Annotated in this window: 19 protein-coding genes and 1 tRNA gene; 2 read left to right on the forward strand and 18 right to left on the reverse strand. The window is 46.0% G+C overall.

Annotation, left to right across the window (positions count from 1 at the left end; all coding sequences use genetic code 11):
- Positions 1-27: 27 nt before the first annotated feature.
- The 16 genes from BM100_RS04690 to trxA form a co-directional block, all read right to left on the reverse strand.
- Positions 28-104 (reverse strand) — tRNA-Arg (locus BM100_RS04690).
- Positions 105-279: 175 nt separating this feature from the next.
- Positions 280-1650: a bifunctional threonine/serine APC transporter ThrP gene (thrP, locus tag BM100_RS04695; protein WP_092508412.1), complete on the reverse strand. Its 1371-nt coding sequence runs from the start codon at positions 1648-1650 to the stop codon at positions 280-282.
- A gap of 424 nt (positions 1651-2074) precedes the next feature.
- Positions 2075-2812: a lipopolysaccharide N-acetylmannosaminouronosyltransferase gene (gene wecG, locus BM100_RS04700; RefSeq protein ID WP_092508414.1), complete on the reverse strand. Its 738-nt coding sequence runs from the start codon at positions 2810-2812 to the stop codon at positions 2075-2077.
- A complete protein-coding gene (gene wzyE / locus BM100_RS04705; RefSeq protein WP_092508507.1) occupies positions 2799-4223 on the reverse strand; it encodes an ECA oligosaccharide polymerase in 1425 nt (474 codons plus the stop codon). The genes wecG and wzyE overlap by 14 nt, the downstream gene beginning before the upstream one ends.
- 11 nt (positions 4224-4234) lie before the next feature.
- Positions 4235-5317 carry a TDP-N-acetylfucosamine:lipid II N-acetylfucosaminyltransferase gene (locus BM100_RS04710; protein ID WP_092508416.1) on the reverse strand — a complete coding sequence of 361 codons (1083 nt, stop codon included), beginning with the start codon at positions 5315-5317 and terminating at the stop codon, positions 4235-4237.
- Positions 5314-6564 carry a lipid III flippase WzxE gene (gene wzxE, locus BM100_RS04715; RefSeq protein WP_092508418.1) on the reverse strand — a complete coding sequence of 417 codons (1251 nt, stop codon included), beginning with the start codon at positions 6562-6564 and terminating at the stop codon, positions 5314-5316. The genes BM100_RS04710 and wzxE overlap by 4 nt, the downstream gene beginning before the upstream one ends.
- A 1-nt stretch (position 6565) precedes the next feature.
- Positions 6566-7696, reverse strand: a complete 1131-nt coding sequence (gene rffA, locus BM100_RS04720; RefSeq protein ID WP_092508420.1) for a dTDP-4-amino-4,6-dideoxygalactose transaminase — start codon at positions 7694-7696, stop codon at positions 6566-6568.
- Positions 7683-8420 carry a dTDP-4-amino-4,6-dideoxy-D-galactose acyltransferase gene (rffC, locus tag BM100_RS04725; RefSeq protein ID WP_092508422.1) on the reverse strand — a complete coding sequence of 246 codons (738 nt, stop codon included), beginning with the start codon at positions 8418-8420 and terminating at the stop codon, positions 7683-7685. The genes rffA and rffC overlap by 14 nt, the downstream gene beginning before the upstream one ends.
- Positions 8404-9279, reverse strand: a complete 876-nt coding sequence (gene rfbA / locus BM100_RS04730) for a glucose-1-phosphate thymidylyltransferase RfbA (protein WP_092508424.1) — start codon at positions 9277-9279, stop codon at positions 8404-8406. Before rfbA ends, rffC begins: the two co-directional genes overlap by 17 nt.
- Positions 9280-9297: 18 nt before the next feature.
- Positions 9298-10398: a dTDP-glucose 4,6-dehydratase gene (rfbB, locus tag BM100_RS04735; protein WP_092508426.1), complete on the reverse strand. Its 1101-nt coding sequence runs from the start codon at positions 10396-10398 to the stop codon at positions 9298-9300.
- On the reverse strand, positions 10395-11663 hold the full coding sequence (wecC, locus tag BM100_RS04740; protein ID WP_092508428.1) for a UDP-N-acetyl-D-mannosamine dehydrogenase: 1269 nt from the start codon (positions 11661-11663) through the stop codon (positions 10395-10397). The genes rfbB and wecC overlap by 4 nt, the downstream gene beginning before the upstream one ends.
- Complete coding sequence (gene wecB, locus BM100_RS04745; protein ID WP_092508430.1) at positions 11660-12790, reverse strand: non-hydrolyzing UDP-N-acetylglucosamine 2-epimerase; 1131 nt, start codon at positions 12788-12790, stop codon at positions 11660-11662. The genes wecC and wecB overlap by 4 nt, the downstream gene beginning before the upstream one ends.
- Positions 12791-12843: 53 nt before the next feature.
- On the reverse strand, positions 12844-13899 hold the full coding sequence (gene wzzE / locus BM100_RS04750) for an ECA polysaccharide chain length modulation protein (RefSeq protein WP_092508432.1): 1056 nt from the start codon (positions 13897-13899) through the stop codon (positions 12844-12846).
- A 31-nt stretch (positions 13900-13930) separates the two neighbouring features.
- A complete protein-coding gene (wecA, locus tag BM100_RS04755; protein ID WP_092508434.1) occupies positions 13931-15019 on the reverse strand; it encodes a UDP-N-acetylglucosamine--undecaprenyl-phosphate N-acetylglucosaminephosphotransferase in 1089 nt (362 codons plus the stop codon).
- Between the two features lie 373 nt (positions 15020-15392).
- On the reverse strand, positions 15393-16652 hold the full coding sequence (rho, locus tag BM100_RS04760) for a transcription termination factor Rho (protein ID WP_092508436.1): 1260 nt from the start codon (positions 16650-16652) through the stop codon (positions 15393-15395).
- Positions 16653-17477: 825 nt separating this feature from the next.
- Positions 17478-17804, reverse strand: coding sequence for a thioredoxin TrxA (gene trxA / locus BM100_RS04770; RefSeq protein ID WP_420855311.1), 327 nt, complete (start codon positions 17802-17804; stop codon positions 17478-17480).
- A 149-nt stretch (positions 17805-17953) separates the two neighbouring features.
- Here trxA and rhlB point away from each other — a divergent pair, with 149 nt between their 5' ends.
- Together rhlB and gppA are read left to right on the forward strand one after the other, a co-directional pair.
- Positions 17954-19237: an ATP-dependent RNA helicase RhlB gene (rhlB, locus tag BM100_RS04775; RefSeq protein WP_092508438.1), complete on the forward strand. Its 1284-nt coding sequence runs from the start codon at positions 17954-17956 to the stop codon at positions 19235-19237.
- A gap of 58 nt (positions 19238-19295) precedes the next feature.
- Entirely contained in the window at positions 19296-20834 is a 1539-nt protein-coding gene (gene gppA / locus BM100_RS04780) for a guanosine-5'-triphosphate,3'-diphosphate diphosphatase (protein ID WP_092508440.1), read from the forward strand.
- 73 nt (positions 20835-20907) lie between these two features.
- Here the strand turns inward: gppA and BM100_RS04785 are convergent, their stop codons facing one another.
- On the reverse strand, positions 20908-21864 hold the full coding sequence (locus tag BM100_RS04785; RefSeq protein WP_092508442.1) for an AEC family transporter: 957 nt from the start codon (positions 21862-21864) through the stop codon (positions 20908-20910).
- Positions 21865-21984: 120 nt separating this feature from the next.
- On the reverse strand, positions 21985-24006 hold the full coding sequence (rep, locus tag BM100_RS04790) for a DNA helicase Rep (protein ID WP_092508444.1): 2022 nt from the start codon (positions 24004-24006) through the stop codon (positions 21985-21987).
- Between the last annotated feature and the right edge of the window lie 184 nt (positions 24007-24190).

The raw sequence follows: 24190 nt of genomic DNA on the forward strand, positions 1-24190 counted from the left end.
ATTGTCACTGCTCTTGCACGCTTTAAATGGCGCGCCCGACAGGATTCGAACCTGAGACCTCTGCCTCCGGAGGGCAGCGCTCTATCCAGCTGAGCTACGGGCGCTTAACGCCGTTGCGGTGGAGGATAGTACGGATTTAATGTCGTACTGTCCAGTGCTTTTTTAAAGAAATGATTCGTTTGATTACGCTTTGCTCATTTAGTTGATAAAGACAACACATTTCCACCGCAATGCCACCTTAAATAGTTGATGGCTTATTCATTAATCGAAAAACTATTTTTATTTTCTCGGCTTATTAATGGTTTTGCCCAGAAAATAAACGAGTGACACGATCAGCAAAAATATTCCCCCGACTATCAGTGAGAAACGGGTATCCGGGTTAATCGCCATCCCTATCAGCACGCAGCACAGGAAAATCAATGTCAGGTAATTGACATAGGGAAACAGGATTGATTTAAACTTGTGCTGTTTCAACGCTTCGGCATGCTGCTTGCGAAAGCGCAGCTGGCTCACCAGAATCACAAACCACGGCACCATACCGGGCAATACGCTGGCACTATAAACATAAACGAAAACCGATTGTGGATTTGGCAGCAAGTAATTCAGGCTTGAGCCAGCTATCAAACACCCAATAGTGATCGCAATGCATCGCGCAGGAACACCGTTTTTCGTTAACTTCAACAATGAAGCCGGCAATTGACGATTTTGCGCCAAGGCATACAACATCCTGCCGCCGCTATACATTCCGCTGTTACAGCCTGAAAGTGCAGCCGTCAATACAACAAAGTTAATCACCGCAGCCGCTGATGCAATGCCGACTTTGGCGAAAGTCATGACAAACGGGCTGCCATGCGATCCAACTTCGGTCCAGGGAAACAGTGTTACAACAATAAAAATGGCACCCACATAGAAAATCAGAATGCGCCATAGAATATTGTTGATCGCCTTTTTGATGGTCACCTGTGGGTTTTTCGCCTCACCCGCGGTGATACCAACCAGTTCAACCCCCTGATAGGACGCCACAACAATACAAAGGGCGAATAAAAAGCCTTTCCAACCGCCCGAGAAGAAACCACCGTGTGCGGTCAGGTTATCCAACCCAATAGGCTGCCAGCCATTGCCTAATCCGAAGAAAATTAAGCCCACGCCAATCAAGATCATTACGATGATCGTGGTGACTTTGATCATGGCAAACCAGAACTCCAATTCACCATACAATCGAACGGCGGCCATGTTAGCCAAAGCCACCAGCCCAACCGCCACCAGCGCAGAAACCCATTGAGGCAACTCCGGGAACCAGAATTCAGCATATACCCCGATCGCTGTAATTTCCGAAATTCCGACCGAAACCCACATGAACCAGTAGCCCCAAGCCGTCAAGCATCCCCAATACGGACTGAGGTATTTATGCCCAAACGCAGCAAACGAACCTGTCACCGGCTCAAGGAACAGCATTTCTCCCATGGAACGCATGATAAAAAAGACAAAAAGGCCGGCTATGATATAGGCCAGCAGAACAGAAGGACCCGCCCATTTCAAAGTACTGGCTGACCCCATAAACAGCCCTACCCCGATTGTGCCACCCAGCGCAATCAGCTCAATATGGCGAGCCTCAAGCCCTCTTTGCAGGCCCTGTTGTGAATCACTCATAAAACTCCCTATCTACTTGTATAGCCGTTGTCTTTCAAGTTGCCTCTTTGCTGGCTGCGCTCGCTCCCACCAGTTACCGTTTTTATCAACATACGGTTATCCGTGCTCCCGGGGATGGATGAAAAGCTCCTGTCTTTCATCGGAGGCCAGCCTTTGGCCGGGCAAATTCGTTCCCCTGCCGCCTCGACACAACTCGAAATCCATAGGTTATATGATGTCTATATTTGCAATTAGAAAAATACAGGAATTGATAATTAACCGTTGTAAAAAGTTTGGGATCAAAACACGTTTTGCCAATCAGTGAAATAAAAAATTGTAAAATTGCACCAATACTCGTTTTATTGGGCTGTGAAGGCAGGAAAATGAAGGGGTGCCTGCTGCATACGATCGATGCAACAGGCTTAAAACAGAAATAATGCCCGAATTAAAGCTTACCGCCGTAATAATAACTCAGGAATCTCAGCAATTTCAGTTGCCTACGAATGCGGCTTGGTTGAGAGAGCAAACGGTATAGCCATTCCAACCCTAAATTTTGCCAAATTTTCGGTGCGCGTTTGACGTGCCCGGTGAAAACATCATAAGTCCCACCGACACCCATATACAATGCGTCAGGATGAACCTTGCGGCAATCACGCATAAAGATTTCCTGTTTAGGCGATCCCATTGCCACAGTAACGATGGCGGCGCCACAAGCATGTATCCGCTCAAATACAGTCTCTCGCTCTTCAGGCGTAAAATAACCATCCTGACTGCCGACGATGTTAACATTCCACTGCGCCCGCAATTTGCTTTCTGTCTGTGCCAACACTTCCGGCTTTCCGCCAACCAGAAAAACAGGCGTACCTTCACGGCCGGCTTTTTCCATCAAGGCTTCCCATAAGTCTGCTCCCGCAATGCGTGACACGTCTGCCTCTGGGTATTTACGACGAATGGCTCGCACGATACTGATGCCATCTGCGTATAAATATTCAGCCTCATTCAGCAACATATTCAATGCGTTGTCTTGCTCTGCCGTGAGGACTTTTTCCGCATTAATCGCGACCAGCGTACCTGTTTTTACCTGCCCATCTTGAAAAAGATGGGCAAGAAAATGCGACATATCTTTAAAGCCCCAAATACTGAGGCCACGAATGCGATATTTGGCAATGTTATTCAACGCCATTTTTATTCCTTACATCCAACACAGCGGATGTTTTTTGCGAAACGGCCGAATTGCGGGCGCCCAACCTGCGGATCAATCCTGCACTTTCAAACAGCCAATACAGCAGTTTCGCCGCAACCAGGCACAGACCAAAGACAATGCAAAAGAACACAACCCGTGAAACAAAAGAATCCACGCCCTCACGGGCGAGAACGATCATGTTAAAAATTGCACCAAAACAGAAAGCCTGCAAAATAGCAGCCTTATAACGATTTGTTTCCTGCTTTCCGGATTCATAGACCCAATCAAACCATTTGATGATAAGACCAACAACTACCGCCCCCAGAGGAATAAAGAATACGCCTCCCATAACCACGAGCGAACCAATCAATGTTGGTGAAATCGCAAGGCCAGAGTGATTATTCAATACGTCCCAAGTGAAGTAATTAGCGGTATTCAAGACGAGGGCAGGTCTGTCCGGCCATAGCCAACTGGGAATAAAGACATAGAAATCACGGATGATAGGTGCCAGCCCCTGAAAATCTATTTTGCTGTAGTTATTCAATAACAATGCCAAGTTTTCCCACGGAGAGAAAGTATCCCGCGTGAGGTACAGAAAAGTGTAAAATGCTTCCGCTCCGCTGACATCCAAACTATAGCGTTTCAATGCCAGCCAGAACATGCCGACTATTCCCATACCGCCTGCGGCAAACAGCATCCACAGGGTTATCCATCCCCGGACAATGCCAATGAACAGGAACAGGGCAAACGCGATAATGATATTTGCCCGCGTGCCTCCGACTATCACGTAAGTCAGAATGCCAAATCCGACGGTTCCAAGTAAAAAGCACAGCCAGCGAATCTTGGTTGGTTTCAGGAAAAATATCACCAACATGGCTGGAATGAAAAAGTAGAAAAAGCGTTTGAGCGCCACCCCGGAAACCTGACTGGAGAATATCTGGCTGTAAGACTGTAATTTAAACAGCAAGAAACCATTCTGCATAAAGAACAAGCCCACGGTAACGATGGCAATGCTGGCCAGCAGGAACCAAGTCAGATTTGTTTCTACGCGATTCATCGTGAACAACGGCTTGCGTGGTGATGCAACCAATGAGGGCTCAGAATCGTTGTGGCAGGCGGCCGTTTTACTGCTGAGCCGGGTTTTATAAGCTACATAGTAGATAGCGTAAAAACAACTTGATGCCAACATCGCATGCAACAACGCATCGGCTGGCACGACCCGTACATCAAATTGGAACGCCAGTAAGCTCGTCAATGGGAAGCCAAAATAAAATGTCAGCAAATACAGCAAGGAAAAGAAGACATTGAAATTAAAGCGGACGCGCCGGAATTCCTGATATGTCAACGTCAGGATAAAGACCAGTGAGATCATGTAAACAACGAATAGCCCGCCAAATTGCGTCAATGTCAATTGCGTTAAGGTCATTGTTCCTCTCCAGATGCAGTTGACAGGGCAACTTTCCATCCCTCAATAAAATTGGGATCAAAAAAAGCAATGGTCGTTTTATCAAGGGATAGCATCTGGCGCTGTGCTTCCTGCACCCAGTGTTTATTCAAATCATCGCCATCAAACAGCACAGGAACCTGCTGTTCCGTTAAATCATGCCAGAATGGATTTTGCCGGCTGAGAACAAACGGAATGCCAAATTGAATCAATAAACAGAGCGTACCAATGCCCTGTTGACGATTAAAAATGAAATAACCCAAATCACATTGACTCAGCAATGTTAGATATTCGTCAAACGCCATTTTATCTTTCAGAATACGGACGTTTTGCGCCGGAAACAGCGACAATGCGGTTTGCTCCACGCTTTGGATGTAAGTTTGGTTATTGCCGGGATACCCCATTGGCATAATGACCCGTGCTTCATCACCAAACTGGTGGTGGATTTTATGCAATGCTTCAATATGGCGATTAGATTGATCACCTGAATTTCCCAGTAACACCGTGATCCCTGCCGGTGAACATGTTTTTTCCGTTACCGTCAGCGCAGGATCCATTCGGGTTGGGAAATAAAGCAATGACGATGGAATATCAGGGTTAGCTTGAGCAAAGTAACGAAGATCGCCTTGCGTAGCAAAAATATGCCCCACCCGCTTTTGCGCCAAGCGGCGGAACAGGTAGAACAATCGAAATTTCAGTTGGCGGGATTCTTCATACAAATCAGCGCCCCAGACATGCCACCAGAATTGATGTCGCTTAATCTTGCCCAACAATAAGGCTATCCACAACGCTGCGTTAAACTGCCCATGAAACAAGAAACGAGTGCTTCTGTTTTCCTGTGCTTTCGCAATCACCGCCCGTGACAATGCAGATTTGTTGCCATAAACCGCAATCGTTAAGTTGGGATAATTCGATAACCATGCGTGGTCTTTTGACACCACCATAAAACACGGTTTGGCCGGAAAATCGTTCTCCTTCACCAGGACGTCATTAAAGAAACGCAGTAACGTTTGATTGTGATGTGGGATATCCGATCCCAGAACGTGAATTAGGGTTGTCATGCTCGCCTGCGATAAATGATAAATACGCTACAACAAAGAATGAAATAAACAATGTAAGTCGCCATATATGACTGAGCTGCTCCCAATGCGCCATTTTTCGGTATCAACCAATGAGAGAAACCCGTCAGCAGGAGAAATTGACTAATCTCAGCCAAGACATAAAAACGCAGCGCTGCTTTCGCTATCACCAAATAACCAAACACATACGCACCGACTTTCAACACATCTCCCACCAACTGCCATGCAAATAGCCCGCGCATAGTGGCGAATTTATCTGTAAACAGCAACCAAATAACAAAATCCCGCAACAACCAGACTGAAAAACTGGCAGCAGCAACGGCAGGCAAGACGAATTTCAACGCTTTCATCAACTCACCGGTAATTTCCTGCTTACTCTTTAAACGTGAAAGTGTCGGCAACAGATAAACCGTGAAAGACGCGGTGATAAATTGTAAATAGGCATCTGAAATACTGCTCACGCCCTGCCAAATCCCGACTTCTTCCCAGCTATAGCGCTCTGCCAGCAAGTTTCGCATCATGACATACGCAACGGGTAATGTAATGGCAGTCAGCAACGCCATCAGGGTAAATTTGCCCAAATGGCTGGCAATCGCGCGATCCCACATGGGTTTCAAGGCAGTGAGCGGAATGGCCTTGCGTTGCAGGAGAATTCCTCCGGCGGGCAACACCACCAGCGCTGGCACCAAAGCCAAACCTGCCAATGCACCTTCATAGCCTCCCAGCCAATAACAGAGACTGTAAGCAACCACTCCCGTCAAACTTCCGAGGATGATAGCAAGTGCATTGCCCTTGGCATCCCTGAAGCCTTTCAAGATAGCCAGAAAATAATTGGCGTAAGCAATCCCCATTTGGATAAATGCGAGTGCCTGTACAACCTTTGTATAACGGTCATGGCCAAACAGCCCGACAGTGATGGCATCGGTGAACAAGAGAAAAATCACGGCCAACAGCGTCGAGAAACCTAAAATAATTAAGGATGATGTTCCCAATACTACCCTGAGTTTTTCTGGTTGCTGATGATATTCAGCAACATATTTGGTCACACCATTAAAAATCCCCGCACCGGAGAGTACCCCCAGTACGGTAATAAGTTGGCGAAAATTACCTGCCTGTCCGACACCAGTAGGGCCGAAGGACACCGCCAGCAGTTTAATGACCAGCAACCCCACACCAATTTTGATCAGTGTGGAAGCGGCTGTCCAAACAGAAGTTTTGGCAAGTGACATATCAGGAGAAATACGCCTTGATGCGGTTTATCACAACTTGTTGCTCTTCATCGGTAATGTTGTAGAACATCGGCAAACGAACTAAACGCTCACTTTCACTGGTCGTAAAGCGGTCTTCTCCGTGGAAGCGGCCACATTTCTCACCGGCAGGGCTGGAATGCAAGGCAACGTAGTGGAATACACTCAAGATGTCGTGTTCTTTCATATAACGATTAAATTCACTACGCTCTTCTACATCTTTTAATTTGATATAGAACATATGGGCATTGTGTTCCAAACCTTCGGGTACGATCGGTAACGTTAAACGACCCGCTTCCGCTAACGGCTTCAATGCTTGATAGTAGTTATCCCACAATGCCAGGCGGCGTTGATTGATTTCCTCAGCCACTTCCAACTGCCCCCACAAGTAGGCAGCCTGCAGATCAGACAACAGGTAGCTGGAGCCTATATCGTACCAAGTATATTTATCCACTTGCCCACGGAAGAGTTGTGCACGGTTGGTGCCTTTTTCACGAACGATTTCTGCACGATTAATCATGGATTTATCATTGATTAATATCGCACCACCTTCACCACCGGCGGAGTAGTTTTTAGTTTCATGGAAGCTAAAACAACCAATATGCCCAATCGCTCCCAACGCACGGCCTTTATAGGTGGACATAACCCCCTGTGCCGCGTCTTCTACCACATACAGGTTGTATTTTTCCGCCAATGCCATGATGGTATCCATCTCACAAGCCACACCGGCATAGTGTACTGGCACAATGGCACGGGTTTTTTCTGTAATGGCTGCTTCGATTTTGGTTTCATCAATGTTCATCGTATCGGGATGAATATCCACGAACACAATTGTCGCGCCACGCAACACAAAGGCATTGGAAGTCGAAACGAAGGTATAGCTTGGCATAATGATTTCGTCACCCGGCTGGATATCCAGCAAGATGGCCGCCATTTCCAATGATGCTGTACAAGATGGTGTCAGCAATACCTTCGGGCAACCAAAGCGCTCTTCCATCCAGGCTTCACAACGCTTGGTAAAGTTACCATCACCACACAACTTACCACTGCTCATCGCCTGTTGCATGTATTGCAATTCTGTGCCGACTATCGGTGGTTTGTTAAATGGAATCATTTAATCTTCCTCTATATAACCAATATGCGGTGCTTTCTATGATGGCACCACGACGTGTATAAAGACGCAAGGCAGTAATGTTGCTGATTTGTGTTGCCACTCTCAGCCGTTGTATCTGATGGTTCTGGCACCACAGCTGCGCCGCCGACATTAATTTTGTTCCAATTCCTTGATGGTGATTGCCCGGTACCGCAGCCAATAAGCCAATACGTGCCTCATTGCCACCAAGCTCTCTTAACGTGACAAATCCTTTCATTTGGCCGTATTCATCATTGATAAGCAGGCATTCGTGATCAAACGTCCCCAATACTGCCTTTTCAACCCAAGCGGCATAGAACCGGCCGCTGTCTCCCGGCTGATACCACGGCTCGCGGAAGCGGCTGGCTTTGAATACTTGCGCCGCTGCCGCCTTCAAGGCAGGTATGTCTTGTGGTATCGCACAAATGAGTTCTGCATCCAAGCCAACTATCTCTTTGGATTCAATCGGTAACAGCAAGTCCGCCTCACCTTCCACCAAAGAAAAACCCAAACCGGACAGCCTATCAATAATGGCTGTCTGCTGTGCAGGAATTTTTGCCTGCACCAATGCATATTCATCCAACTGTTCAGCCGTTATTGCCACAGCGTCCGGCGGCGTTTCCGGCAATAAATGCAACCGCGCCGTGGATAAGCCAAAAAACTGGCTATCCCAAGCCAGCGGCTCAAGGTTAGCGTGAATAGACATCAAGCAAGTCCATGATATATCTGCCGTAACCTGTTTTTGCCAAATCTGCGGCAGCAATTTTGAGCTGTTCAGTACTCAGCCAGCCATTCCGCCATGCGATTTCTTCCAGACAGGCAATTTTAAAGCCCTGCCGCTTTTCAACCGTTTGAACAAATGTACTGGCTTCAATCAAGCTGTCATGGGTGCCGGTATCTAACCAAGCAAAACCGCGCCCCAATAACTCGACGTTCAATTCACCCTGCTCCAGGTACATCTGGTTAATGCTGGTGATTTCCAGTTCGCCACGGGCAGAGGGCTGGACTTGTTTGGCAAAATCCACAACTTTGTTGTCATAGAAATAGAGTCCGGTCACTGCCCAATTGGATTTAGGCTGCACGGGTTTTTCTTCAATGGAAAGTACCCGGTACTGATCATCGAATTCCACAACCCCAAACCGTTCAGGATCCATCACCTGATAACCGAATACGGTTGCACCGCTCTTGCGGCCTACGACACTTTGCAGTTTCGGGCTAAATGCCTGCCCAAAAAAGATATTGTCCCCGAGGACTAAGCAGCAGGCATCATCACCAATGAACTCTTCGCCAATTAGAAATGCCTGCGCCAATCCGTCTGGAGAAGGTTGTTCAGCATAATTCAGATGGATGCCAAACTGTTCGCCATTGCCCAGCAGCCGTTTAAAGGCCGGTAAATCTTCCGGCGTAGAGATAATCAGGATATCGCGTATTCCCGATAGCATTAAAACCGACAGCGGATAGTAGATCATCGGCTTGTCGTAAATAGGCAATAGCTGTTTTGATACGCCACGCGTTATTGGATACAAACGGGTGCCGGAGCCGCCCGCCAGTATAATTCCTTTCATGTGTTCCCCCTGAAAGGCTTATTCATTTCCCAGTCCAAGGCGTTCTCTTGCATAAGAACCATCTTGGACTCTACGCCACCAATTCTCGTTTTCCAGATACCATTGCACAGTCTTGCGGATGCCGGATTCGAATGTTTCCTGCGGTACCCAACCTAATTCACGTTCAATTTTCGCCGCATCAATGGCGTAACGCATGTCGTGTCCCGGGCGATCGGCCACATGGGTAATTAAATCCCGGAAATGTGCAATTCCTGCTGGTTTTCTCAGGCCTTTTCCTTCCGAACTCTCTCCTTCAGAACAAAGCTCTTCCAGCAAGGCACAAATCGTTTCCACGACATCAATATTGCGGCGTTCATTATGTCCGCCGATATTATAGGTTTCACCAGATTTAGCCTGACTGACCACCAAATGCAGTGCCCGTGCATGATCTTCTACATACAGCCAATCTCTGATTTGTTCACCTTTGCCATAGACCGGCAACGGCTTGCCTTCCAGCGCATTGAGGATCACCAACGGGATCAGTTTTTCCGGGAAATGATAAGGCCCATAGTTATTGGAACAATTGGTGATTATCGTTGGTAAACCATAAGTCCTGCGCCATGCCCTGACCAAGTGGTCACTGGAGGCTTTTGACGCAGAGTAAGGGCTGCTCGGTGCATAAGGTGTGGTTTCAGTAAAGAACCCGTCTTCACCATGTAAATCGCCATAAACTTCGTCAGTGGAGATGTGGTGAAAACGGAAAGCAGCCTGTTTTTCTTGATCCAGTTGTGACCAAAATGCGCGTGCCGCTTCCAGTAAGACATAAGTCCCAATGATATTGGTTTCAATAAAAGCAGCGGGGCCATCAATGGAACGGTCAACGTGGCTTTCTGCCGCCAGATGCATGACTGCATCTGGTTGGTATTGTTGGAATACACGATCCAAGGCGTCTCGCTGACGGATGTCGACCTGCTCAAATGCATAGCGGGGATGATTGGCGACCGGTGCCAGCGATTCAAGGTTACCGGCATAAGTCAGGCTATCCACGACAACAACGCTGTCTTCCGTCTGGTTGATAATATGACGGACAACCGCAGAGCCGATGAAACCAGCACCGCCGGTGATTAGAATACGTTTCAACGCCAAACTCCTTTTGTATCCACAATCCATTTCTGTTTTATTTCATTGCCACTGATGGCCTTGAACTGACGGTGATCCACCAGCATTAATACCACGTCTGCCTCTGCCAGCGCCTGATCCATATCCATCAACTCGACCACGCCTTTTAATGAATTAGGCAGTTCATGTACATTGGGTTCAACAGCCACGGTTTGCCCTGCATGCCACTGGGCAACCATCTCTGTGATATGAACTGCCGGGCTTTCACGTAAGTCATCAATGTTGGGTTTGAAGGCCAGACCGAAACAGGCAATCTTAATTTCATTCGCACGTTTGCCACTCTCTGCCAAACAATCAGCCACTGCGGCTTTCACTTGGTCAACCACCCAAAGTGGTTTGCCATCATTGACTAAACGCGCAGTATGGATCAAACGGGATTGTTCAGGATTCTGGGAAACGATAAACCACGGATCAACCGCGATACAGTGCCCACCCACGCCCGGGCCGGGCTGCAAAATATTCACGCGTGGATGACGATTTGCCAGACTGATCAATTCCCACACATTGATCCCCTGTTCGGCGCAAATCAGGGAGAGCTCATTGGCAAAGGCGATGTTGACATCACGGAAACTGTTTTCTGTCAGTTTGCACATTTCCGCCGTTTTGGCGTTGGTGATAACGCATTCACCTTCAAGGAAAATTTTGTACAGCTCGCTTGCCCTGCGGGAAGATTTAGCCGTCATGCCGCCGACTACGCGGTCATTTTTGATAAGCTCCACCATCACTTGACCTGGAAGCACACGCTCAGGGCAATAGGCAATATCAATATCAATATCCGAATCTTCACCTGCTTGCTGTGGAAATGAAAGGTCAGGGCGTACTATCGCCAACCATTCCGCCATTTGCTCCGTTGCGCCCACTGGAGAAGTGGATTCCAAAATGATCAAATCGCCTTTTTTCAAAACCGGCGCTATTGATTCAGCCGCAGAACGAACATAAGCCATGTCCGGTTCGTGTTCACCTTTAAACGGAGTCGGCACAGCAATCAAGAAAGCGTCCGCCGCTTGTGGTGCGGTCACGGCTTTTAAGTAACCGCCTTCCACGGCAGCTTTTACCACTTTATCCAAATCTGGTTCAACAATATGAATTTCGCCACGGTTAATCGTTGCTACCGCATGTTGATTGACATCAACGCCAATGACCATTTTTTGGCGGGAGGCAAATGCCGCAGCGGTCGGCAATCCAATATAACCAAGGCCGATAACAGAAATTGTTTCAAAATTCATAATGTCACCTGATTTTTCTTTAATGCTTCAAGAATTCGCTGGCAAGCCTGCCCATCACCATAAGGGTTATGAGCGTGGCTCATTTGTTGGTAGGCGATGTCATCCGTCAACAGACGCGTGACTTCTGCAACGATAGTCTGTGTTTCGGTCCCCACTAATTTTACGGTGCCCGCATCGACGGCTTCAGGCCGCTCTGTAGTATTGCGCATGACCAGAACCGGTTTTCCCAAAGAAGGCGCTTCTTCTTGGATACCACCAGAATCGGTCAGGATCATGTAGGCATGATTCATCAAATAGACGAATGGCAAGTAATCCTGCGGGTTGATAAGAATAACGTTATCAATGCCATGTAGGATACGCTTTACAGGCTCGCTGACATTCGGATTCAAATGGACTGGATAAACGACTTGAACATCAGGATGCGCTCTGGCTATTTGGGCCAATGCTTCGCAAATACACTCAAAGCCCTTGCCAAAGCTCTCACGACGATGGCCTGTCACCAGAATCATTTTTTTATTAGGGTCAATGAACGGATAAAATTCAGCAAGCTGACCGGACATGGTTTCGTCATTCACAATACGATCACGCACCGACAGCAAGGCATCGATCACTGTATTGCCAGTAACGAAAATGCGGTTTTCTGCAATGGATTCTTTCAACAGATTGTTGCGGGAATTTTCTGTCGGTGCAAAGTGGTACATTGCCAAATGCCCGGCGATTTTACGATTAGCCTCTTCCGGCCACGGAGAATACAAGTCCCCCGTTCTCAATCCCGCCTCAATGTGACCTACCGGAATATGTTGGTAAAATGCCGCCAGGCTGGTTGCCATTGTTGTTGTCGTATCGCCGTGCACCAGCACGACATCCGGCTTGAACGCTTCCAATACAGGCTTGATGCCTTGCAAGATACGGCAGGTGATATCGGTCAGATCCTGCCCCTTTTGCATGATATTGAGGTCAAAGTCCGGTGTTATCCCAAACAAATGCAAAACCTGATCCAGCATCTCCCTATGCTGGGCAGTGACACACACTTTTGCGTCAAAGGCAGGATCCCTAGCCAATGCGTGTACCAACGGAGCCATTTTGATGGCTTCAGGCCGGGTACCAAACACAGTCAACACTTTCACAGTGGCTCTCTTATTTTATTAATCATTACAGATAATTCCACGAAAGGGAGTGGTTACTTACGATTCCGTTTTACCAAGGCAACACCAGCCCCAACCAACATACCGATGGCTCCCCACATTACCATCATAAAAACACGGCGGGGGCTATCCCGGTTGACTGGCTCTTCAGGGGTTCTGAGATAACGGTATGTCTGAAAAGTGTTTTGTAAGGTCGGCCCAACATTCAATGTCGCCAGCATTGCTATGTTCTGATCATAATCAATGCTGTAATCAGGCCCGGTGGCCTCCAGAGTTTCAATCTGAGCCTGCAACAGTGGTGTGCCCAACATAAACATCTTGGATTCAGGCACTTCTTCGATAGGTATGCTTGTTTGATTGCGATGAATGCCTTGTTTTTCGGCCACTTTCAGTGACTGTTGCAACACATTCAATTCACGCCCATATACTGCCTTGGCGACTATTTCCTGACGTTTGACCAGCGCTTTCATCGACTGGGTGCGTGTTGCCCATGCACCTTTGATTTCAGTGTTCAGGTGAGTACTCGCCCGCTGATTCGCAAACGCGATATATTGACGCAGGAGCTGATTGGCATCCGCCGCAGTTTCTGCTGTCAATTTGATACTGTCATTCAACGCTTTTTTATCGTCACTCCGCGTGATCTTGATATCATTTATCAAGTTTTCCAGCAGCACAGCGTCCACTTTTTCTTTACCTTCCTTGCGCTGTTTGTAATAAGCAGAATGAAGCCAGAATTCACGGCGTGTGTCATAGGCTGACACCTGAGTCATAAACTCTTTGTATGCCCCATCCGAAATAGTCGGCAATTGAGTCTCTGGCGAAGCATTGATGTGAGTATCCAAATTACGCAAAAACTGTTGTTGCGAATAGTAACTGCCCAAGTTATTGGTCGTCGGTAAATCTGTAATAGCGGTTGCGCTCCACTGTTGTGGCATCAAATAAGATGCCAGCAGAGCGACGGCAGCGAAAATAATTGCCAGTGCGATGATCCATATCTTTCCACGCCACAGAGCATGACACAGTCCACGAATATCCAATTCATACTCTATAGCAGGCTGATCCTGTTTAGATTTCGTTTCTGAGTTTATCACTGCACAAAACCTCTTTGATAAGTCGATGTTTTTAATGATGGCTGGCTGTCCGGCGTATACGTCGCTTAAACCGTTTGATAAAACGGGCGACTCGCCAGGCTCGTTTGATGCAATAGCCATACAACATAAAAGCAAGCAAGAATAATGCCAACATAACCCACTCGGGGACAAAACTTAACCGTTCACCAATAATTCCAATGGCTGCCAATAAAGCTGCTGACAAAGTAATCAAGACGAATGCCTGACGGGAAGTAAATCCAGCGCGCATCACCAAATGGTGAATATGTTGGCGATCCGGAGAAAATGGACTCATCCCCTTACGCAAGCGGCGGTACATAATGGCAACCATATCCATCAGGGGAATCGCAATGAGCCATAATGCTGTGACGGGGTTAATGGAACGATTTTCCCCTTGAGTTGCTTCAGTCAGTAACCAGATAATCGTAAAGCCGATCAAAGTGCTTCCCGCATCCCCCATAAAGACTTTGAAGCGCTTTCCGAGTAGCCCAAGATTGAGAAAAATGTAAGGCAATATCCCGGCAATAAATGCGAAACACCAAAATGCCAATGCCGTATTACCATTTTCGTACAGCAAAATGCCCAATGCGCCGAAAGAGATACAGGATAGTCCCCCCAACAAACCATCAATCCCATCGACCATATTGAAAGCATTGATGGCAGCCCAAACAGCGAACAAGGTCACAACATAGCTGAATGGCCCCAAGACCATTTCCCATGGGCCGAAGGTATTCCCCAGGCTTTCAAGTTTAAGGCCAGCAAAATACATCATGCTGATACCAACCAATGCCTGAATGGTTGCCCTAATCTTCACACTAATATCAAAACGGTCATCCAATGCTCCAATAAAAACCAATATCCCTGCACAGGCAAGGTATAACCATTTATGAGGTATAAACTCTTTCGTAATAACAAATGCGAAACAAACACCAAAAAACACTGAGATTCCACCGACCAGAGGGATCAGTCCATGATGACGCTTACGATAATTCGGCTTATCAACCAGACCGATATTTTTTGCAATTTTGCGCGCTATAAATAGAAAAGCAAATGAGAATATAAATACGCAAAAAATTTCGATACTCATACTGGAAATATTCACAATAACAACTCTCTGTAAAAATAATGATGGGTCATCTATTATTCATTGACTTATGGATACCCAGTGTGACACCGCATCCATAAGTTCCCTGCCACAAAACAAGGTATCTTGGCTTATAAAAAATTATAAGAAGTAACAAAACGGGACATATAAGCTATAAGGCACAATCAATAATTTTTTTGAGTCATCAAAAAACTATTGCTTATAAAACACACTGTTAATCACTGGAAAAACATGCAATATATGTACCAATTTAAGCAAATAAGGTAAGTTACAAATAAAAAAAACGCCACAAAAACGTGGCGCTTTCATGAAATGATTATTTTTTATTGCGTGCGAATTAACTTGCAATGTTATCGCTTCACTCGCGCAACTATGAACGTTTCATAAAGTCGAAGAATTCTTCGTTTGTTTTTGTCATAGCCAGCTTGTTGATAAGGAACTCCATCGCATCAATTTCACCCATCGGATGAATAATCTTACGCAGGATCCACATCTTCTGTAGTTCATCCTGTACAGTAAGCAGCTCTTCTTTACGCGTTCCTGAACGGTTGTAGTCAATGGCAGGGAAAACACGTTTTTCAGCAATTTTGCGAGACAAGTGCAATTCCATGTTACCTGTACCTTTGAACTCTTCGTAGATGACTTCATCCATTTTAGAGCCGGTATCAACCAACGCAGTAGCGATAATGGTCAGGCTACCGCCTTCTTCAACGTTACGGGCAGCACCAAAGAAACGTTTTGGACGATGTAATGCATTCGCGTCCACACCACCAGTCAATACCTTACCGGAAGCAGGTACTACGGTGTTATATGCACGAGCCAGACGGGTAATGGAGTCCAGCAGGATAATAACGTCTTTCTTGTGTTCAACCAGACGCTTCGCTTTTTCGATAACCATTTCTGCCACTTGAACGTGACGGGAAGCGGGTTCATCAAATGTGGAAGCGATCACTTCACCTTTTACCAGACGCTGCATTTCGGTGACTTCTTCTGGACGTTCGTCAATCAGCAGAACCATCAAAACGCAATCAGGGTAATTATGGGCAATATTAGCTGCAATATTTTGCAGCAGCATGGTCTTACCCGCTTTAGGTGGAGCAACAATCAGACCACGCTGGCCGCGGCCAATCGGTGCCGCCAAATCCAGTACACGTGCAGTCAAATCCTCAGTAGAACCATTACCACGCTCCATGCGCAAACGACTGTTGGCATGCAATGGGGTCAAGTTTTCAAACAGGATTTTACTGCGGGCATTTTCAGGCTTGTCAAAGTTAACTTCATTAACTTTCAGCAAGGCAAAATAGCGTTCACCTTCTTTAGGTGGGCGAATTTTTCCTGAAATGGTATCACCGGTACGGAGATTGAAACGGCGGATTTGACTAGGAGAAACGTAGATATCATCGGGGCCGGCAAGGTAGGAGCTGTCTGCTGAGCGGAGGAAACCAAATCCATCCTGTAATATCTCCAGCACACCATCTCCGAAAATATCCTCTCCGCTTTTCGCATGCTGTTTGAGGATAGAGAAAATGATGTCTTGCTTACGCATACGAGCCAGATTTTCCAGCCCCATATTTTCGCCGAGAGTAATCAACTCTGATACCGGCGTATTTTTTAATTCGGTAAGATTCATAATGGTGGGTTCTTTAACTCGGGGTATATCTCGAACTATGAACGTGAATGGTATGGCAGCGTTATCGATGCCTGTTTATTTGTACCAAAAACGAATAAAACCTTCTAACATATTAAATTATATTACAAGGCAGTAACTTGGAGCACTCAGGGAGATAGCAAATTAAGGCTGACAAACAGTCAAATATGACTGAAACAATAACGAAACGTGGTTTATGTCAATATAGGAACTATCTCAGCGCAAGCATTATCTCTGAATGAGTACTGTTTATAACTATTTTTACTATATATCTAAATTATCTATATGTTACGCCCAATCTATAATGCAACCACGATAACGTGAACATTATTCAGTGTCATAACAATGGATACTATTTCAGCGCGAGCAGCTTCGTTACGGAATCAATATCTGATAGTAAGAAGTCCCAACATGAAAATGCCCAGTAAAACATCCTAATTAAAGGTGTTCAGCATCAGAACGCTTCAGCATGCCAATCTATATACTTAATAACTCGTATATAGACTCAGAAAGTTTACTAAATGCGATATGCTATCAGATACTTTAGGTGATCCAGAAATAACAGATTTATCAGATACTACAGATTTTTTAGTACGCAACATGCGTTATGTCAACTCCAGATCCCAACTATTTATACAACTCTTTATACAAATAAGCTGTTATATCGAATAAGGAATTCTCTTACACAATGCTCCATACGAGTACGTGGACGCTAACTTATCATGCTTCGTAGCGGACGTCTAGCGGTCAATAAGATAAATAACTCTATACGCTAAACGCCCGTAATTACTGTGACCTATTTCTAAATTAGAGGTGAGGTTCCAAAAATTCTTTCAATTGAGTTTTTGACAACGCTCCCACTTTTACTGCGACTTTTTCACCATCTTTGAACAGAATCATCGTTGGGATACCACGAATACCGAATTTCGGTGCTGTTTCACTGTGATCATCAATATTCAATTTAGCGACAGTCAGTTCTCCCGCGTAATCGGCAGAAACTTCATCCAGAATAGGAGCAATCATTTTACAAGGGCCGCACCACTCAGCCCAGAATTCGACAAGGACTGTACCTTTCACATTCAGCTTATCTTCGTCAAAATCACTGTCAGCCAGATGAAGGATACCTGCTTTCACAGTCTCATCGTTCATAATCTTTTCGTTCATTTTTTTGCTCCAAAAGTAACATCTTTTACTACGTCAGTGTACATTACCAACACTAGGGTGTCTTTATTTCAGCGGATACACTTTCTTAAAGCAATAGTTAACTGATATTCTACCATACTATGAGCAAAACACATTTGACAGAAAAGAAGTTTTCCGACTTCGCATTGCACCCCAAAGTCCTGGGAGCCCTTGATAAGAAGGGTTTCTCAAACTGCACGCCGATACAGGCGCTAACATTGCCTTTTACTGTCGAAGGCCGAGACGTTGCGGGGCAGGCACAAACCGGAACAGGCAAGACGCTGGCATTTCTGACGTCTACTTTCCACTATTTATTAACTAATCCTGCGGCGAAAGAGCGCAAAATCAATCAGCCAAGGGCATTGATTATGGCTCCTACCCGCGAATTAGCGGTCCAGATTTACTCTGATGCAGAAGAGCTGGCAGAAGTGACTGGGTTGAAAATGGGCCTTGCCTACGGTGGCGATGGCTATGATAAACAACTTAAGGTATTGGAATCAGGTGTCGATATCGTTATCGGGACAACCGGACGCTTGATCGATTACGCAAAACAGGGCCATATCCATCTAGGTGCCATTCAGGTTGTCGTACTTGATGAAGCCGATCGCATGTATGATTTGGGCTTTATCAAAGATATTCGCTGGCTGTTTCGTCGTATTCCGGCGGCAACGGAAAGAATGAATCTGCTATTTTCCGCTACGCTGTCTTATCGGGTGCGTGAACTGGCTTTCGAACAGATGAATAATCCTGAATATGTAGAAGTAGAGCCTTTGCAAAAAACAGGGCATCGCATTAAAGAAGAGCTGTTTTATCCTTCTAATGAAGAAAAAATGCGTCTGTTACAGACCTTGCTGGAAGAAGAGTGGCCGGATCGCTGCATTATTTTTGCCAATACGAAACATCGTTGTGAAGATATTTGGGCCCATTTGGCTGCCGATGGCCACCGTGTCGGTCTCTTGACTGGCGATGTAGCCCAGAAAAAACGCCTGCGTATTCTGGAAGAGTTCAGCCTGGGTAATCTGGATATTCTGGTTGCCACCGATGTTGCAGCCCGTGGCCTGCATATTCCATCTGTGACACATGTATTTAACTATGACCTGCCGGATGATTGCGAAGATTATGTCCACCGGATTGGTCGAACAGGCCGTGCCGGAGAAAGTGGCCATTCTATCAGCCTGGCATGTGAAGAGTATGTGTTGAATTTACCGGCAATAGAAGAATATATTCAGCACCAAATCCCTGTCAGCAAATATAACAGTGATGCGTTATTAAAAGATTTACCTGTTCCTAAGCGCCGTAACCGCGCACGTTCAGGGGGACATCCACGACGGACTAATATGCCGCGTCGAGGTAATCCAACACGCAACCGCAAACGCCCAAGCTGAAATAATGCGGTGCAGGAATAACACGATGCTAAAACAATACATGCCGGAATAATATACTATGCTGAGTTCTTCTTCGCTCTATGCTGCCATCGATTTAGGCTCAAACAGCTTTCATATGCTGGTTGTCCGCGAAGTCTCCGGAAGTATTCAAGTAGTCAGCCGTATCAAGCGCAAAGTGAGGCTGGCTGCTGGATTGGATAAGAATAACCTGCTCTCACAACAATCAATGGAGCGGGGATGGCAATGTTTGCGCCTCTTTTCCGAATACTTGCAGGGTATTCCTGCCGCGCATATTCGTGTTGTTGCGACCGCAACCTTGCGTCTGGCGGTAAATTCGGGCGTTTTTGTCGGGAAGGCCTCAGAAATACTGAGTGTTCCCGTCAACGTCATCAGTGGTGAAGAAGAAGCCCGGCTGATTTATCAAGGTGTTGCCCATACTACAGGCGGATCGGAAAAACGGCTTGTGGTGGATATTGGTGGCGGCAGTACAGAACTGGTAACAGGTACCGGAGCCAACGCCAACCAGCTATTCAGCCTGGAAATGGGCTGTGTGACTTGGTTGGAGCGCTATTTTAATGATCGCAGCCTGACGGAAGAAAACTTTACCAAAGCCGAATCTGCTGCGCATGAAATACTTATCCCAATCACCACAACGTTGCTTCAGCAGGGCTGGCAAATCTGCGTAGGCGCTTCCGGTACAGTGCAAGCCTTACAAGAAATTATGATCGCTCAAGGAATGGACGAGTTGATCACGTTGCCTAAACTCCAGCAACTCAAATATCAAGCGATTGAATGTGGCAAGCTGGAAGAGTTGGAAATTGAAGGGCTGACCCTAGAGCGGGCTTTAGTTTTTCCCAGTGGGTTAGCAATTTTAATCGCCATTTTTCAGGCATTGAACATTGAAAGCATGATTCTGGCCGGCGGTGCCCTGCGCGAAGGCTTGGTATATGGAATGTTGGACTTACCCATTGAACAGGATATTCGTGCAAGAACTATCTTCAATATCCAACAACGTTTTCAGATAGATATTGAACAGGCACAGCGAGTAAAACAACTGACGGAACATTTTTATCGGCAAGTTGCCAAACCATGGGAACTGGATAATCGTTGCCTCGAACTGTTGAGCAGTGCCAGTTTGCTGCATGAGATAGGTTTGTTCGTTGATTTTCGTCAGGCGCCGACTCACTCGGCCTATTTGATTAACCATCTGGCGTTACCTGGTTATACCCCCGCCCAGAAACGGCTGCTGGCCGCTTTATTGGAAAACCAAAATGGGCCAATCGATTTAACTTCCCTCAGTCAACAAAATGCCCTGCCATTGTTGCAGACCCAGAGATTAAGCCGTCTATTAAGGCTGGCGATTATTTTCGCCAGTCGCCGGCGGGATGACAGCTTATCGGTATTACAGGTAAAAGTGGACAATGAAGATCTCATTATCACTTTACCTTACCAATGGCAGGCTCAACATCCACTCAGGGCAGAAACGTTACAGCAAGAAATTAAATGGCAGAGCTACGTTCAATGGTCATTGATTCTGGAGGAGCAGGAATATCTCCACCAGAGCCAAGAGAACGACAAGGACAGAGCAAACAGTTAACGATAGCGTGCAGCCGTATACTAAAGTTAACTATCAATATGCCGGTGACTGACATCAAAATCCCCATCCAAATTTAGACAGGCAACCATTGCAGAGTCATGGGGAGAGTCACTAATGCGATAAGCAGGGAAATGATAATGGAAAGCGAAATGGCTTCCTGTTTAAAACCATACTTGTTGGCAAACACATAAACCCCTGCCCCTATTGGCTGCGCTGCCATAATAATCGCGACAATCATCCAAATATCGGTTTTCTGCATACCAAACAAATAGTACGCGCAGATAAACGTAATCAATGGCTGTATGACAATTTTAAGGCATAACATCGGGATAACTAATTTCAATGTCTGACTATTGATATGCTCTGTGACCTTAAGACGAGATAATCCCAACCCTAAAGCGAATAAAGCCGTTGGGCCAGCGGCATTACCAAGAAGCTGGGCAAATGATTGCAAAAACTGGGGAACGGGAATGCTGAAGCAAACGAAAACCAATCCCGCAATCACAGAGATTGTCAGGGGATTGCTCAATGTTGTTTTCAATGCTCCGGTGAAACTTTGTCTGATCGATATTTTGCTGCCTGATTGACGTGAAGAAAAAACATCATACGTAATGATAACCGCGATGATAGCCGGAATATTATGCAAAATCGTCGCGATAGCAGCCGGAAGCGCAGCAGACTCACCGTAAACAGAAATGAGGATTGGAACGCCCATATAACCGGTTGTGCCGTAACATGCCCCCATACTTAAAATCGACGATTGTGGTAAACCAATCCCCATGATTTTTGCTACCAACATTCCTAAAATATACACTGCACCGATCCCCGCTAAACTGGCTGCGAGAAATCCCCACTGTTGCAGCTCACTAATATCTGCTTGAGCAATAGCAAGGAATAATAAGGCAGGAAGCGCGATATAAAGTACATAGTCATTGATTAATTTATCGGACAATCCGCTATCCGGGCGTAGACGACCAAAAAAATACCCAACCAAAATAATTAGAAATATTGGTGCAACTATCATAAACATTTTAAAGTCAGCCTTATGTAGATGAATTTAAAATAATATAGCTATTCATTTGAAATCAGTGATGATATTACCTTAATCAATTCATTCCCCTTTATGAAAAAAAGAGGGCGATGACCATTTTCACTTTTTCTGTCCTAATCCCAAACGTGATTTAATGTCTGCAAGCCGCGATTGCCCCTGCTTCATTCTTTCTTCTGCGCTCACCACCCGTTTACTCTGTGGCCAGCTTAAATCATCCTGAGGCAACTCCAGCAAAAACCGACTTGGCTCCGGGCGGATGAGTTCACCATACTGGCGGCGTTCTTTGCTCAGAGTAAAGAAAAGCTCTCTCTGTGCGCGTGTGATCCCTACATAAGCCAAACGGCGTTCTTCCTCAATATTGTCTTCATCAATGCTACTTTGGTGTGGCAGCAAGCCTTCTTCCATACCCACCAAGAAGACATAAGGGAATTCCAACCCCTTGGAGGCGTGCAATGTCATCAACTGAACCTGATCCAATTCTTCATTTTCCTCTCCCCTTTCCAACATATCCCGCAGAGTAAAACGCGCCACAACTTGAGAAAGCGTCATTGGCTCATCCAAATCATTTCCCTCAAGCATCTCGCTCATCCAAGTGAAGAGCTGATTGACGTTTTTCATTCTCATCTCTGCCGCTTTTGGGCTCGGTGAGGTTTCGTAGAGCCAGCTTTCATAATCCATGCCCCGCAATAAATCTCTTACTGCCAGTAATGGTTCCCGTTCAACCTGACGGGATATCTCTTCCATCCAGTGAGTAAAACGTTGTAATGCAGCCAAGCCTCGTCCACTCAGATGCTGCTCCAAACCGAGATCAAAGCTGGCCTGATATAAACTTTTGTTACGCTGATTCGCCCATTCGCCCAATTTCTGGATTGTCACTGCCCCGATTTCTCGCCGTGGCGTATTGACGATACGTAAAAATGCGCTGTCATCTTCAGGATTGGTCAAAACACGCAAGTAAGAAAGTAGATCCTTAATCTCCGGTCGTGAAAAGAACGAAGTTCCTCCCGAAATACGGTAAGGGATACGGTTTTGCATCAACATTTTTTCGAAGATACGGGATTGGTGATTGCCACGATAAAGGATCGCGTAATCTTTATATTCCGTTTTGTTAATAAAATGGTGGGCGATCAGTTCACCGACTACACGTTCAGCCTCATGATCTTCGTTATTGGCTTCGATCACTCTGAGCGATTCACCATAGTGCAGCTCTGAAAAGAGTTTTTTCTCAAATACATGGGGATTGTTGGCAATCAAAATATTGGCAGCTTTTAATATCCGTCCTGACGAACGGTAATTTTGCTCCAGTTTGATCACATTCAGCAGAGGGAAATCCTCTTTCAATAAGATCAAGTTTTGCGGGCGGGCGCCACGCCATGAATAGATAGACTGATCATCATCTCCAACTACCGTAAAGCGGGCACGGTTCCCCACCAACAGTTTCACCAATTGATACTGGCTGGTGTTGGTATCCTGATATTCATCCACCAGCAAATAACGGATCCTGTTCTGCCAACGCTCCCTGACTTCCTCATCACGCATTAGCAACAGTGTCGGCTTTGTGATCAGATCGTCAAAATCGAGAACATTACAGCTCGTCAGATGCAAGTCATAACGACGATAACACTCAGCAAACTGGTGATCTTGTGCCGAACGAGCAGCACCAATCACTCGCTCTGGTGACATTAAGTCATTCTTCCAGTTAGAAATACTCGAAATCAGCTTTTGCAATAGATCCTTATCTTCCTCCAACAAATCTGCGGTCAGATCTTTTAATAAGGCCATTTGATCTTGGTCGTCGAACAATGAAAAATTGCTCTTCATACCCAACGCCTTATATTCACGCTTGATTATTTCCAAACCCAAGGTGTGAAAAGTCGAGATCATCAGCCCCTTTGCTTCCTTCCGGCCCAGAGTTTGCGCCACACGTTCTTTCATTTCACGTGCCGCCTTATTTGTGAAGGTGACGGCCGCAATCTGGCGAGGCTGATAACCACAACCGCGGATCAGGTGGGCAATTTTATTGGTGATCACTCGGGTCTTGCCGGAGCCTGCACCCGCCAGAACCAGACAAGGCCCTGTGACAAACTCAACCGCTTGTTGTTGGCTTGGATTTAATCGCATATTTTTTCGAAGGTTATATCAGGATGAAAGATCAAGGAGCTGAATTGTAGCAGAAAGCACGGCTCAGTTATGAACTCATACAATAAATGAAGTCGATGGTTTTTACTGAAAATTGACGTGCCTTAAACTGCATACATAATGAGTCCCAACTAATTTAAATACTTAACATCACTCCGACTTAACT

Origin of the sequence: Xenorhabdus mauleonii (genome assembly GCF_900113945.1) — a bacterium.
Classification (GTDB): domain Bacteria; phylum Pseudomonadota; class Gammaproteobacteria; order Enterobacterales; family Enterobacteriaceae; genus Xenorhabdus; species Xenorhabdus mauleonii.